At 62.8% G+C, this 13,760-nt stretch carries 11 protein-coding genes; 7 read left to right on the top strand and 4 right to left on the bottom strand.

All coding sequences use genetic code 11. The features are described from left to right. Positions 1-4 precede the first annotated feature (4 nt). The 7 genes from hutH (at position 5) to hutG (ending at position 9,608) form a co-directional block, all read left to right on the top strand. A complete protein-coding gene (gene hutH / locus ACFQ6H_RS03955) occupies positions 5-1,573 on the top strand; it encodes a histidine ammonia-lyase (protein WP_378644080.1) in 1,569 nt (522 codons plus the stop codon). Further along, positions 1,570-2,643 (top strand): aminotransferase class I/II-fold pyridoxal phosphate-dependent enzyme, encoded by a 1,074-nt coding sequence (locus tag ACFQ6H_RS03950; protein WP_378644077.1) that lies wholly within the window; start codon positions 1,570-1,572, stop codon positions 2,641-2,643. The genes hutH and ACFQ6H_RS03950 overlap by 4 nt, the downstream gene beginning before the upstream one ends. A gap of 16 nt (positions 2,644-2,659) precedes the next feature. Further along, positions 2,660-4,024 (top strand): FAD-binding oxidoreductase, encoded by a 1,365-nt coding sequence (locus tag ACFQ6H_RS03945; RefSeq protein WP_378644074.1) that lies wholly within the window; start codon positions 2,660-2,662, stop codon positions 4,022-4,024. A gap of 202 nt (positions 4,025-4,226) precedes the next feature. Continuing rightward, positions 4,227-5,663, top strand: a complete 1,437-nt coding sequence (locus ACFQ6H_RS03940; RefSeq protein WP_378446819.1) for a purine-cytosine permease family protein — start codon at positions 4,227-4,229, stop codon at positions 5,661-5,663. Positions 5,664-5,714: 51 nt separating this feature from the next. After that, positions 5,715-7,388, top strand: a complete 1,674-nt coding sequence (hutU, locus tag ACFQ6H_RS03935; RefSeq protein WP_317552059.1) for a urocanate hydratase — start codon at positions 5,715-5,717, stop codon at positions 7,386-7,388. Between the two features lie 37 nt (positions 7,389-7,425). Beyond that, positions 7,426-8,616, top strand: coding sequence for an imidazolonepropionase (hutI, locus tag ACFQ6H_RS03930; protein ID WP_378644071.1), 1,191 nt, complete (start codon positions 7,426-7,428; stop codon positions 8,614-8,616). Positions 8,617-8,639: 23 nt separating this feature from the next. Next, on the top strand, positions 8,640-9,608 hold the full coding sequence (hutG, locus tag ACFQ6H_RS03925; RefSeq protein ID WP_378644068.1) for a formimidoylglutamase: 969 nt from the start codon (positions 8,640-8,642) through the stop codon (positions 9,606-9,608). A gap of 650 nt (positions 9,609-10,258) precedes the next feature. Here hutG and ACFQ6H_RS03920 read toward each other — a convergent pair. Genes ACFQ6H_RS03920 through ACFQ6H_RS03905 form a run of 4 tightly spaced genes read right to left on the bottom strand, consistent with a single transcriptional unit; the run spans position 10,259 to position 13,678 of the window. Continuing rightward, positions 10,259-11,167, bottom strand: coding sequence for an ABC transporter substrate-binding protein (locus tag ACFQ6H_RS03920; RefSeq protein ID WP_378644065.1), 909 nt, complete (start codon positions 11,165-11,167; stop codon positions 10,259-10,261). 11 nt (positions 11,168-11,178) lie between these two features. Continuing rightward, positions 11,179-11,919, bottom strand: coding sequence for an ABC transporter permease (locus ACFQ6H_RS03915; RefSeq protein WP_378644062.1), 741 nt, complete (start codon positions 11,917-11,919; stop codon positions 11,179-11,181). Then, entirely contained in the window at positions 11,916-12,566 is a 651-nt protein-coding gene (locus ACFQ6H_RS03910) for an ABC transporter permease (RefSeq protein ID WP_378446824.1), read from the bottom strand. The genes ACFQ6H_RS03915 and ACFQ6H_RS03910 overlap by 4 nt, the downstream gene beginning before the upstream one ends. Then, positions 12,563-13,678 carry an ABC transporter ATP-binding protein gene (locus tag ACFQ6H_RS03905; protein WP_378531460.1) on the bottom strand — a complete coding sequence of 372 codons (1,116 nt, stop codon included), beginning with the start codon at positions 13,676-13,678 and terminating at the stop codon, positions 12,563-12,565. Before ACFQ6H_RS03905 ends, ACFQ6H_RS03910 begins: the two co-directional genes overlap by 4 nt. Positions 13,679-13,760 lie beyond the last annotated feature (82 nt).

Raw genomic sequence — 13,760 nt, 5'->3', positions numbered from 1 at the left:
TCCCATGAACGCCACCCCTGCCACCCGGACAGCCACCCGAACCATCGAGGTCGGAATCGGCGCTGTCACCATCGCCGACGTCGTCGACGTCGCGCGCAACGGTCACGGCGTCGCATTGACCGCGGACTCACTGGCCGCGATCACCGAAAGTCGCGCACGCATCGAGGCCCTGGCTGCAGACCCCACGCCGGTCTACGGAGTTTCCACGGGATTCGGCGCACTTGCCACCCGCCACATCCCAGCGCATCTGCGGACGCAGTTGCAGCGCAGCCTGATCCGCTCACACGCGGCAGGTTCGGGCCCGGAAGTCGAACGCGAAGTGATTCGGGCCTTGATGCTCCTGCGCCTGTCGACGCTCGCCACCGGACGGACCGGAGTGCGCCCCGTGGTCGCGCAGGCCTACGCCGACCTACTCACTGCAGGCATCACCCCGGTGGTCCACGAATACGGCAGCCTCGGATGCTCGGGAGATCTGGCGCCACTGGCGCACGTGGCGATGGCGATCATCGGAGAAGGTTCCGTCCGCACCGCGGACGGTGAACTCACCGATGCGGCAACGGCATTGGCTGCCCATGGCCTCGAACCGGTGGTTCTGGCCGAGAAGGAAGGCCTCGCACTGATCAACGGCACCGACGGGATGCTCGGCCAACTGGCCCTCGCGATCACCGATCTCGATCATCTGCTCAAGTTGGCCGACATCGCGGCCGCGATGAGCGTCGAGGGTCTGCTCGGCACCGATCAGGTATTCGCCGCCGATCTTCAGGCTCTTCGTCCCCACCCCGGGCAGGGCGCGGCGGCCTCGAACATGGTGCGCTTGCTTGCCGACTCCCCGATCGTCGCCAGCCACGCGGGCCCTGACTGCACCCGAGTTCAGGATGCGTATTCACTTCGCTGTGCCCCGCAGGTCGCCGGCGGCGCACGCGACACCGTCGATCACGCCCGCCTCGTCGCCGGACGCGAATTGGCCAGTGCTGTCGACAATCCCGTCGTCACCCTCGACGGAAGGGTTCGTTCGAACGGCAACTTCCACGGAGCTCCCGTGGCTTACGTCTTGGACTTCCTCGCCATCGTGACCGCGGACGTCGCCGGTATCAGCGAACGCCGCACCGACCGATTCCTCGACGTAGCACGCAATCACGGCCTGACCCCCTTCCTCGCCGACGATCCTGGAGTCGACAGCGGACTGATGATCGCGCAGTACACGCAAGCTGCCATCGTGTCCGAACTCAAGCGACTCGCGAGCCCAGCCAGTGTCGATTCGATTCCCTCCTCGGCCATGCAGGAAGATCACGTCTCCATGGGATGGTCGGGTGCACGCAAGCTCCGCCGGTCCATCGACGGTCTCACCCGAGTACTTGCGATCGAGATACTCACTGCAGCAAGAGGAATCGACTTGCGCTCCCCACTCGAGCCCTCCCCCGCCACCGGAGCAGTACTCCGAACCCTGCGCGAGAAGGTGCAGGGACCGGGTACCGATCGCTTCCTGTCGCCCGAGATCGAAGCGGCAGTGGACTTGGCCGCGTCCGGCGCACTCGTTGCCGCCGCGGAGAACGCGATCGGCGCCCTGGCATGACCGCGCCCGGAGCGCTGAGGCCTCGTCCTCGACCCGAAATCGAAGCACTTCCTCGATACTCCAAAGCAGCCGGCCTCGAGCAGGTTCGGTGGCGGGCGTCGAGCAACGAGTCGACGGTTGCACCCTCGGCCGCAATTCTCGACGCCGTCAATCTCGCGGCGTCACAATCACACTTGTACCCGTCGTTGTTCGGTGACACGCTGATCGCCCGGTTGAGCGATCGCCTGGGCGTCGGCGACGACCAGGTCTTGGCCGGCGCCGGGTCGTTGGCACTGCTCCAGCAGGTATTGACTGCGTACACGGGTCCGGGCACCGAGGTCGTCTACCCGTGGCGCAGCTACGAGGCGTACCCGATACTGATCGGAATCGCCGGGGCGAGCGGTGTACCCGTCGCACTCGATTCCGAACATCGGCACGATCTGAGTGCAATGGCGGCAGCCGTGACCCCGCAGACCCGCGCGGTACTCGTCTGCAACCCCAACAATCCGACCGGAAGCGAGTTCTCGACCGCCGAGTTCGTCGCGTTCGCCCGCGCAATCCCGGGTGACGTCCTCATCCTCCTGGACGAGGCCTACCGGGAGTTCGCGACCAGCGACGTCGACGGCGTCGACCTGCTTCGAACCTTTCCCAACATCGTCGTCTTCCGAACCTTCTCCAAGGCTTACGGATTGGCCGGACTCCGTGCCGGCTATGCCGCCACCACCTCGGCGATCGCAGCCGATCTTCGCAGCGCTGCACCGCCCTTCGGACTCAGCGCAGTTGCCGAGGCCGCGGCCTGCGCGGCCTTGACCGATCCGGCGCACACCGATTCGATAGTCGAAACGGTCACTGCGGGTCGCGCTCACCTACGTGAGCAATTGACTCTGCGCGGCGTCGAGACCGTCCCGAGCGGCGCCAACTTCGTGTGGATCCCCCTCGGCAAGAGAGCGTCTGCACTCGAAGCGGCCTGCGTCGCGCAAGGTGTCTCGGTCCGAATGTTCCCCGGCGAGGGAGTGCGGGTCACCGTCGGCGAGCGGGCAGCAGAAGACGCCGTGATCGCCGCTGTGGACACACTCGCACACAACCTTTGACCGACTGGAGATAAGAATGTCCGTCCACGAACTCGCTCGGTCGATCGGTTCGAGTCGCCTGATCACCGACCCGTCGGTAATGGACTCGTACCGTCGCGACGAGGCCCATCTCGCCAAACCCGGCCAGCCGGCGGCCGTCATGCTCGCCGAAACTGCGGCCGACATCTCGGAGGCTCTGAAATGGGCTACTGCTCAACGGGTCCCGGTGGTAACTCGCGGCGCGGGAACCGGTTTGGCGGGCGGTTCGACAGCCGTCGAGGGCTGTCTGGTCATCTCGACCACTCGCATGCGCTCGATTCTCGAGATCAATCCGGACGATCAGCTCGCGGTCGTGGAAGCCGGGGTGATCAATGCCGACATCAGTCGAGCGGCAGACGAGTACGGGCTGATGTACGCCCCCGATCCGAGCAGTTTCGAGTTCTCCACGATCGGTGGAAACATCGCCACCAACGCCGGCGGACTTCGATGTGTGAAGTACGGTGTCACCCGCGATTCGGTCTTGGGTCTCGAGGTGGTGCTAGCCGACGGTCGGATCGTGCGGACGGGCCGAAGGACCGTCAAAGGTGTTGCGGGATACGACTTGACCAGCCTTCTCGTCGGCTCGGAAGGAACTCTCGGAGTCGTCACGAGCGCCACCCTCAAGTTGCAGCCCAAGCCCAAGAGAGCACCGGTCACCGTCGTCGGCAGTTTCGATTCTCTCCGCTCCGCAGCGGACGCCGTTGCCGCTGTCGTTCGTGACGGGATCGGGCCGAGTCTGCTGGAGCTGATCGATCGCGCGACTCTGCGCGCAGTCGACGACTGGAAACGAATCGGATTGGAAGACAACACTGCCGCGATGCTCATCGCACAGGCCGACGGGGTCGACGCCGACGCAGCAGCGGCAGCGATGGAGAACCACTTCGAGCAGGCCGGCGCAGATTTTGTCGCCGTCTCACAAGACGCAGCGGAAGCCGCGCAGCTACTCGAGATCCGTCGGCTCGCCTACCCCGCGTCCGAACGACTCGGGCAATGCCTCGTGGAAGACGTCGGAGTTCCGCGGTCGAAACTGCCCGACATGCTCGAAAGTATCGACCGGGCGGCGGCCGAGCACTCGGTGAAGATCATGACGGTCGCGCACGCCGGTGACGGCAACGTCCATCCGACCTTCGTCTTCGACCGCACTGCCGACGGCTCGGTCCCCGACGCCGTGTGGACCGCCGCGGACGAGGTCTTCCGGCGCGCTCTCGAACTCGGCGGAACCCTGACGGGCGAGCACGGCGTCGGCGTTCTGAAGCGCCGGTGGCTCTCTCTCGAGATCGGCGAGGACAGCATGCAACTGCACCGATCGATCAAGGCCGCGTTCGATCCGCTCGGAATCCTCAACCCGGGTAAGGGTTTCTGATTCCCGAGTGGTGTTACACAGCATTTACGTGAAAACGGGTCGCGGGTATTGACGCCTGTATATACAGGCATATACATTTATCCGCAGTGACAGTGACCCAGCGCACAGAGCGCCGAGCAACAGGCACAAAGCACGAAGAAGGTGGGCAATACCCCGACGTCGATTCCGTCGCTCGACGGGCTCGCAGCAGAAAGACAGGCCTATGACTCACGATGGACCGGCCGAGGTCATCCTCACTCCGGAACGACGCACTATCGACGTCGTCCCGGATGCAGAACGACACGGCACCCCGCGCAGCCAGTTCACTCTCTGGTTCGGCGCCAACATGCAGATCACTGCAATCGTCGACGGTGCCCTCGCCGTCGTATTCGGCGCCGACGCCATCTGGGCGATCGTCGGACTTCTGATCGGCAATATCTTCGGTGGCGCTGTCATGGCGCTGCACTCCGCACAGGGTCCGCGCATGGGCCTCCCCCAGATGATCTCGAGTCGCGCACAGTTCGGTGTCAAGGGAGCCGTCGTCCCGCTCGTTCTCGTCATTTTGATGTACCTCGGCTTCGCTGCCACGGGCACCGTGTTGGCAGGACAAGCGGTCAACAAGATCCTGCACATCGACAGCCCCACCGTCGGCATCGTCGTCTTCGGTCTCCTCACCGCATTCGTCGCGGTCACCGGCTACAAGCTCATCCACATCGTCGGCAAGGTCGCCACCGTCGTCGGCATCGTCGGATTCTCCTACCTGGCCGTTCGACTGTTCCTCGAGTACGACGTCGCCTCGTACGTCGGCATCAAGGGCTTCGACATCGTCACCTTCCTGCTCGCGATCTCGTTGGGTGCCGGTTGGCAGCTCACCTTCGGCCCGTACGTCGCCGATTACTCGCGTTACCTGCCGCGCAGCACCTCCGAGAGCACCACCTTCTGGTCGACGTTCCTCGGCAGCGTCATCGGATCGCAGTGGTCCATGACCTTCGGCGTCCTCGTCGCGGCCTGCGCCGGCGATGCGTTCCTGGGTAACCAGGTCGGCTTCATGGGAGACCTGGCAGGGCCGGCCGCCATCGCCTTCCTGATCTACTTCGTCATCCTGGTCGGCAAGCTGACGGTGAACGTGCTCAACGCCTACGGCGGATTCATGTCGATTCTGACCACCGTCACAGCCTTCAACGGACAGTCACGAATCTCGAGCACCGCGCGCACCCTCTACATCCTCGGTTTCACCGCGATCTCGGTACTGATCGCGATCGCCGCCAGCGCCGACTTCCTGGACAACTTCAAGAACTTCGTCCTGGTGCTGCTCATGGTGTTCACGCCGTGGAGTGCGATCAACCTGATCGACTACTACCTGATCTCCAAGGAGCGCATCGACATTCCGGCGCTGTACGACGTCAACGGTCGATACGGCGCATGGAACTTCACCGCGCTGGCCTGCTACGCCGCCGGCGTTCTCGCCCAGATCCCGTTCCTCGCACAGAAGCTGTACACCGGCCCCGTCACGGACATGCTCGGCGGCGCCGACATCTCCTGGATCGTCGGAATCGTATTCACCGGCCTGATCTACTACCCACTCGCCAAGCGCACGAGCAATCCGCCTGCGTCGATGATCTACCCCGATCACACCGCGATGACCGACTCTCGCGTCTGATCCCCCACCACTTTTCGAACAGCTCGAACTTCAGCAAGCTAGGAGAACACAATGGAAATCAGCACCCCCGGCCACGAGCCGCGCCCCGTCCGTGCTCCCCGCGGCCCCGAGCTCACGACGCTCGGTTGGCAGCAAGAGGGCGCCCTGCGCATGCTCATGAACAACCTCGACCCCGATGTTGCCGAGCACCCGGACAGCCTCGTCGTCTACGGCGGAACCGGTCGCGCAGCACGTAGTTGGGCTGCCTTCGACGCCATGGTCGCCACGCTGAAGACGCTGAAGAACGACGAGACCATGCTGGTGCAGTCCGGCAAGCCGGTCGGTGTTTTCCGCACCAACGAGTGGGCACCGCGAGTGCTGATCGCCAACTCCAACCTGGTCGGCGACTGGGCGAACTGGGAAGAGTTCCGCCGTCTCGAAGACCTCGGCCTGACCATGTACGGCCAGATGACCGCAGGCTCTTGGATTTACATCGGCACCCAGGGAATCCTGCAGGGTACGTACGAGACCTTCGGCGCCATCGCGAAGAAGCGCTACAACGGATCGCTCGCCGGAACGATCACCCTCACTGCGGGTCTCGGCGGCATGGGCGGCGCTCAGCCTCTCGCCGTCACGATGAACGACGGCGTCGCGATCTGCGTCGACTGCGACATCACCCGCATCGACCGTCGTATCGCCCACAAGTATCTCGACACCAAGGCCGACAGTATCGAGCACGCGCTCGAATTGGCGACCGCGGCACGCGATGCGAAGAAGCCACTCTCCATCGGCCTCGAAGGCAATGCGGCAGAGATCTTCCCGGCGCTGCTGGAGATGAAGGCCCCCATCGACATCGTGACCGACCAGACCTCGGCGCACGATCCCCTCGCCTACCTGCCGATCGGCATCGACTTCTCCGACATGAAGACCATGTCGGAGAAGGATCCGCAGAAGTTCACCGAAGATTCCCGCAACGCGATGGCCGCACACGTCAAGGCCATGGTCGGATTCATGGATGCCGGCGCCGAGGTGTTCGACTACGGCAACTCCATCCGCGACGAGGCTCGCAAGGCGGGCTACGACCGCGCTTTCGACTTCCCCGGATTCGTTCCCGCCTACATCCGCCCGCTCTTCGAAGAAGGCCTCGGTCCCTTCCGCTGGGCAGCGCTCTCCGGTGATCCCAAGGACATCGAGGCCACCGACAAGGCCATACTCGAACTCTTCCCCGAGAACGAGCACCTGCGCCGCTGGATCACCATGGCAGGCGAAAAGGTTGCCTTCGAGGGTCTTCCGGCTCGCATCTGCTGGCTCGGATACGGTGAGCGTCACCTCGCGGGTCTCAAGTTCAACGAGATGGTCGCCTCGGGCGAGCTGTCCGCACCGATCGCCATCGGCCGCGATCACCTCGACTCCGGATCGGTCGCCTCGCCGTACCGCGAAACCGAATCGATGATCGACGGGTCCGACGCGATCGCCGACTGGCCGCTGCTCAACGCCCTGGTCAACACCGCATCCGGCGCTTCATGGGTTTCACTTCACCAGGGTGGCGGTGTCGGTATGGGACGCTCCATCCACGCAGGACAGGTGTGCATCGCCGACGGCACCGAACTCGCAGCCAAGAAGCTCGAAGCAGTTCTCACCAACGACCCCGGTATGGGCGTCATCCGGCATGCCGATGCAGGATACGACCACGCCATCGACACCGCAGCCACCCGCGGCGTCCGTATCCCGATGACCGAGAACTGAACCAGCTCCACCACCTCACCCTGAGTTAGGAATTACATTGACCACGAATGGTTCTCGAACCACAGTTCTGACCAACATCGGAACCCTCGTCACCAATGACCCGACTCTGGGTGAGGGCATGCTCGGCGTACGACACGACGCGGCAATCGTCTTCGACGGCGGCGTTGTTGCTTGGGTCGGCGATTCCGCCGACGCCCCGGCTGCCGATATCGGTCAGGATATCGGCGGCCGGGCACTCCTGCCCGGCTTCGTGGAGAGCCACTCGCACTTGGTGTTCGGTGGCGAGAGGGCCGAGGAATTCGCAGCTCGGATGGCGGGCGAAAAGTACGCTGCCGGCGGCATCCGCAACACCATCGAAGCGACACGCTCGGCCACCGACGAACAATTACAGGCCAATGTTCGACGCCTACTCGACGAATCCCTGCGCTCGGGCAGCACAACCGTCGAATGCAAGACCGGGTACGGGCAGAACACCGAGAGCGAACTACGCAGCGCGATGATCGCCGGGCAGTTCACCGACGAGGTCACACTGCTGGCGGCCCACGTTCCACCACCCGAATATGCCGGCCGCGCCGATGATTACGTTGCCATGGCGTGCGACGAGATGATCCCTGCCTGTGCGCCACACGCGAAATGGATCGACGTCTTCTGCGAGCGCGGTGCGTTCAATCGCGAACAGGCACACGCAGTCCTGAGCGCAGGCGTCGCCGCCGGACTGATCCCCCGCGTCCACGGAAACCAACTCGGCGAAGGACCAGGAGTCCAGCTTGCCGTCGAAATGGGTGCCGCATCCGTCGATCACGTCACGTACGTCACCGCCGAGGACATCGACGCCCTGGCTCAGAGTTCCACCGTCGCAACACTGTTGCCAGGTGCCGACTTCTCCACCCGCAACAAGTACCCCGACGCCCGCGCACTGCTGGACGCCGGAGTCACCGTAGCTCTCGGCGCCGACTGCAACCCCGGCACCTGCTACACCACCAGCCTCCCGTTCTGCATCGCAATTGCGGTGCGAGACATGCACATGACGCCCGCTGAAGCAGTCTGGGCCGCCACTGCAGGAGGCGCCCGGGCGTTGCAGCGCTCCGACGTCGGAACCCTTTCTCTCGGAACACGTGCCGACGCCATCGCGCTCGATGCACCGTCGTACCTCCACCTCGCCTACCGCCCGGGAGTGCCGCTGGTGCGCGACGTCTGGAAAAACGGCGCACTCGCAACCAGCTACTGAAATACACTCACCGGGAGGCCGTTGTGGCACATCAGATCGCAGTCGACATCGAACCCACGCCGTGGACAGGGCGCTCCGACGGCACCACTGCCGAGCATTTGCGTTGGCACCATGCCGTGCAACCGTATTCGGTAGACCAGACGCCCGGCGACTGCGTCCTGATCGGTTTCTCCAGCGACGAAGGCGTCCGGCGCAACAAGGGACGGCGCGGTGCTGCAGACGGCCCGGACGCTTTGCGAGCGGGTTTGGCCTCCATGGCGCTGGCCGAACCGCTGCAGATTCAGGACGCGGGAACCGTTGCCGTGTCTGGTGAAGAGCTCGAGGCCGGTCAAGCCTCGCTCGGGAACGCCGTCAGCGCTGCGCTCGATTCGGGACACTTCCCCGTCGTTCTCGGGGGAGGACACGAAATCGCCTACGGCACGTACCTCGGCGTCGCAGGATCCGAGATGCGTACCGCCGGAGCCAAACTCGGAATCCTCAATCTCGACGCGCACTTCGACCTGCGGGGCGACCCGATACCCAGCTCCGGCACACCCTTTCGTCAGATCGCCGAGGACGAAGCAGCGGCAGGCACGTCGCATCAGTACAGCGTGATCGGAATCAGCCAGCCGAGCAACACCACTGCATTGTTCGACACTGCTCACCGCCTTGGCGTTCGCTATCTGCTCGACGACGAATGCGGAGCGATCGGTCGAGGCGTCGTGGATCAGTTCCTCGCAGGCTTCCTCGACGACGTCGATCTGGTCTACCTGACCATCGACCTCGACGTCCTCCCTGCTGCCGTGGCGCCGGGCGTCAGCGCACCTGCGGCCTACGGAGTCAGCCTCGAAACCATCCAATACGTCTGTGACCGAGTCACGTCCAGTGGCAAGCTCGCGGTTCTCGATGTCGCCGAACTGAACCCGAGCCTCGACGTCGACAATCGCACTGCCCGAACGGCTGCTCGCCTGATCCACCGGATAGTCACGAAGCACGTGCCGGTTCAGCGCTGAACTCGGCGGGCCTCCAGCAGATCTACGGAACCGCCTGAAAACTGGTTCCACGAGTTCTGTCCGAGCACTTCAAACTGAGCCCTTCGACCTCGCTGGCGGTTGCAGTCAAGACACTGCACAGCCAACCGTCGAACTCCGCTGACCAGGTGTTTTCGCCATGGCTGAGCGACGTGTCATTCAGGTACCTTTGGGCGACATCCATTGACCCCTCACAAGTGATACCGCCTTCCAGATTGTCGATGGAGGCGATGACGCCTGTCTGGGGGTACGTGATCGTTCCGCACCCCTCGGATGTGGACGCCGTCGGCAATTGTGAAGGGGACCACGGTGCAACTGAGAATTGAGCAACCGTTCCGGCTTGACTTCCCAAGGACGACAAAGCTTCTGCTTGTTTAATACCGAGCGTGAGCGGACCGAAATGAGCGAAAACACCAGACACACGCCGGCCACTACAACCCTGGTTGCAGTGGCTGCGTCGTTCCGAACTCGTCCAACGGGTGTGCGCGGTCGGCTTCTCGGCATGTGGAAATCCTTGGTCTGAACGGGTCCCCGTGAGGCCGAGGCACGCCTGACTTCGCGACGTTACCCCGGCCCGCGTCCTATCGATATCGTCGGTTCGACCGACGACGAGAACAACACCGGGCCTTCGATCATGGCACCAGGGAGTTCTCCTGCAACCAGTCCTGAGCGATGTCACTCATGTCGTCGAGATCAGCGACGCGCTGGTTCATCTCGATGAGGTCCTCGGTGGTCAGCGCCGCCGAAACGCCCGCGAGCACTGAGCGGACGTCATCGCGAGCCTTCAATTCGTTGATGATCGGCGTGATGTTCTCGGCGAGAAAGAGGTGCTTCGTGTCCTCGAGCGCGACCAAGTTCTCCGAGCGCATCGCAGGATCGGTGCTGAAGACATCGGCTACCTGTATCTGCCCGCTCAGAAGCGCGTTGAGCGTCAGGGGCCCACCTGCATCGAGGGCCAGGAACTCCCGGAAAGTCAGGCCGTATTTGGTCTTCAGCCCCGCAACGCCGTTCTCACGCGTCTTCCATTCCGGCGGACCGCCGAGAGTCAACTCGTCGGCATGCTGCACCAAATCCTCGATGGTCTCCAGCGAATATTTTTCCGCTGTCTCCTGTTTGACGGCAAGTACGTCCTTGTCCTCTGCGGGTGATGGCTCGAGAGCCACCAGGCCCTTGGGCAGTTTCGCATCGATTTCAGCGGACACTTCATCTGACGCCGTCGCCGTTGTCTTACTGTCCAGATATTGCAACAAGGCGCCGGAATACTCGGGAATCAGATCGATGGAACCGTCGCGCAATGCCGGTACGTAGAGTTCTCGACTACCGATGTTCAACTTCTCGGTAACGTCGATACCGTTGGCACGAAGCGCTTCGGCGTAAATGGTCGCAATCAGTTGACTCTCGGGAAAGTCGGCGGATCCGATCACTATGGCGCCCTCGGCACTACCACCACCATCGGTAGCCAAGGGGTCCTTGCCGATTCCGCAACTGGACAACGCAACAGCTGTCACACCGACCAACGCGGCGATCAATACCTTTTTCATCTCGAATGTCCTCAGATCGGTGCGGGCGCAGGCACAGCAGTGCGCGGTGATGGGGCGGCGGTCTTCTCTGTCTTCTTCTTCCGATCGCGCCTGGTGATGCCGGGCGAAACGACCCGCGCGGTCAGTGCGCCGATTCCGAGATCGAAGACCAGGGCGATCAGCGATACCAGCACGGCTCCAGCCGCCATCTGGCCGTAGTCGCTCTGGGCCTTTCCGTCGATCAGCAACCGGCCGAGTCCACCCAACGAAATGTACGCGGCGACAGTCGCCGTGGAGACGATCTGAAGAACAGCACTTCTGATGCCGGACAACATGAGTGGCAGGGCGCACGGAATTTCGACCTCGGTCAAGATCCGCATCGACCGAAATCCCATTCCCCGCGCGGCGTCGACCGCAGCCTGATCGACCGCTCGGACGCCGGCATACGTATTGGTGAGGATTGGAGGGATCGCGAGAAGTACCAGGACGATGAGACTGGGAATCAGGTACGCGAGTTTGTTCGGAAAAGAGGGCGCGATGATGAGAACCAGCAGGATCAGCAGACCGATGGTCGGCAGCGCTCGCAGCGAGTTCGCCAGTCCAGCAACCACAACGGATCCCCGTCCGGTGTGTCCGATGTAGAGACCGAGCGGGATCGCGATGACCGCCGCCACCGCCAGCGCAGCGAATGTATACATCAGATGTTGCACGAGAAGGGTGGGGATGCCGTCCGGCCCGGTCCAGTGGGATCCGTCGAGAAGGTAGTTGATCATGATGTAGTCACTTTCGGGGTCCACGGTGTCAGCAACCGATTCGCCAACATGATGAGGAGATCAAGGATCAACGCCAGCACCAGGCACAGAGCGATACCCGCGATGATGGGAGTGTAGAAGCGCAACTGAAATCCCTGAGTGAACAACGAACCAATCTGCGGGATCCCCAGAAGTGCGCCGAGTGAGACAAGACTTACGTTCGAGACGACTGCTACGCGCAAACCCGCGCAGATCACCGGAACTCCAACCGGCAACTGCACTTTCAACAGCGTCTGGTATGGCCGGTAGCCCATCGCCGTTGCCGCCAGAACCGTTTCCGGCGGAACCGAATCGAGCGCATCGGCCACTACCCGTACGAGCAGGGCAACGGTGTACACAGTGAGCGCCACGATGATGTTCATCGGATCGAGAATCTTGGTACCGAGGATCGGAGGCAGGAGGACGAACAGCGCGAGCGAGGGGATCGTGTAGAGCAATCCGGCCGTGCCCACCACGTAGGGATGCAATCGGCGACTGCGATAGGCGACCCAGCCGATCGGCAACGCGACCACCAAGCCGATCACCAAGGGAATCAACGACAGAAGAATGTGCCAACCCACCAGGTCCATGATCCGATCGGACTGGCGTCCGAGCCACTCGAAGTTCATCGGAGTGCTCTCCCCGCGTCGGCCAGGTCGGCGGCCTCGATGGCTTCCACCGCAGCGTGGGCGGTGACGGTTCCCACCAGGTGTCCGGCATCATCGACGACAACGCCACGCTTACTCGGCGCTGACAGCGCCGCATCCAACAGAGCTCGCATCGTGCCTTTGGAATCAGCAAGTGTTCCACTGAGATTCAAGTCGTCCGGGCGAATACGATCCATAAGTGCGTCCGGCTTCACCCACCCGAGCGGCTTGTTCGCGGGGTCCACTACCAAGAGCCACGTATCGCCTGTGAGTGCGCGGGCCGCCGCAGCGGAATCGCCCAAATGTGCGACGGGTTCTGAAACTGTCGGCAGCTCGCCGTCCAAAGTCGTGAATCCCAACGATCGGTACCCACGGTCACGCCCGACGAAATCGGCAACAAATTCGTCGGCGGGTTGAGTGAGCAACTCGAGGGGCGTCGCCGCCTGCGCAAGAATGCCTCCGGTACGCAGAACCACTACTTGATCCCCGAGTTTCAGTGCTTCGTCGATGTCGTGGGTGACGATGATGATCGTTTTTCCGATCTCCTTTTGCAGGCGGAGAAACTCGTCTTGCAGTTGGCCACGGACGACCGGATCCACGGCGCTGAACGGTTCGTCCATCAGCATGAATGACGGATCCGCGGCCAACGCTCGCGCGACACCGACTCGCTGTTGTTGTCCACCGGAGAGCTGCCACGGATAGCGGTCGGCAAAGTTAGTTGTCAGACCAACCGTTTCGAGCAGTTCCATAGCGCGAGTTCGTGATTCCTTCTTGCTCGCCCCGAGCAGGCGGGGCATCGTCGCAATGTTGTCGACGATGGTGCGATGGGGAAAGAGACCGGCGTGCTGGATCACGTACCCGATGCGTCGACGCAGAAGTGCCGGATCCATTCCCGCCGTGGACTCACCGTCGAGCGAAATCGCGCCTGACGTAGGTTCGATCAACCTGTTGATCATGCGAAGTGAGGTTGTCTTGCCGCAGCCGGAAGGACCCACCAACGCGGTGATCTTTCCCGTCGGGCACTCCAGATCGAGAGCATCGACGGCAATCGTTCCGTCTGGATACGCCTTGGTGACTTTGTCGAATTTGATCATCTACGAACTACTTTCGTGTCGACCTGAGTCCGGACGCACCCAGGAAAATTGGTCGAGTTCTGTTCGAGCACACACCTACTTG

The organism is Rhodococcus sp. NPDC056506, from assembly GCF_042794945.1.
Taxonomy (GTDB): domain Bacteria; phylum Actinomycetota; class Actinomycetes; order Mycobacteriales; family Mycobacteriaceae; genus Rhodococcus_F.
Note: the sequence above shows the minus strand (reverse complement) of the source record. Positions and strands in the feature narration are given on the sequence as shown.

Bases quoted from the DNA above. Each gene is read 5' to 3' on its own strand.
- ACFQ6H_RS03950 (WP_378644077.1), top strand. From the start codon at position 1,570: ATGACCGCGCCCGGAGCGCTGAGGCCTCGTCCTCGACCCGAAATCGAA.
- ACFQ6H_RS03915 (WP_378644062.1), bottom strand. From the start codon at position 11,919: ATGATCAACTACCTTCTCGACGGATCCCACTGGACCGGGCCGGACGGC.
- ACFQ6H_RS03905 (WP_378531460.1), bottom strand. From the start codon at position 13,678: ATGATCAAATTCGACAAAGTCACCAAGGCGTATCCAGACGGAACGATT.
- ACFQ6H_RS03920 (WP_378644065.1), bottom strand. From the start codon at position 11,167: ATGAAAAAGGTATTGATCGCCGCGTTGGTCGGTGTGACAGCTGTTGCG.
- ACFQ6H_RS03945 (WP_378644074.1), top strand. From the start codon at position 2,660: ATGTCCGTCCACGAACTCGCTCGGTCGATCGGTTCGAGTCGCCTGATC.
- hutH (WP_378644080.1), top strand. From the start codon at position 5: ATGAACGCCACCCCTGCCACCCGGACAGCCACCCGAACCATCGAGGTC.
- ACFQ6H_RS03910 (WP_378446824.1), bottom strand. From the start codon at position 12,566: ATGAACTTCGAGTGGCTCGGACGCCAGTCCGATCGGATCATGGACCTG.
- hutU (WP_317552059.1), top strand. From the start codon at position 5,715: ATGGAAATCAGCACCCCCGGCCACGAGCCGCGCCCCGTCCGTGCTCCC.
- ACFQ6H_RS03940 (WP_378446819.1), top strand. From the start codon at position 4,227: ATGACTCACGATGGACCGGCCGAGGTCATCCTCACTCCGGAACGACGC.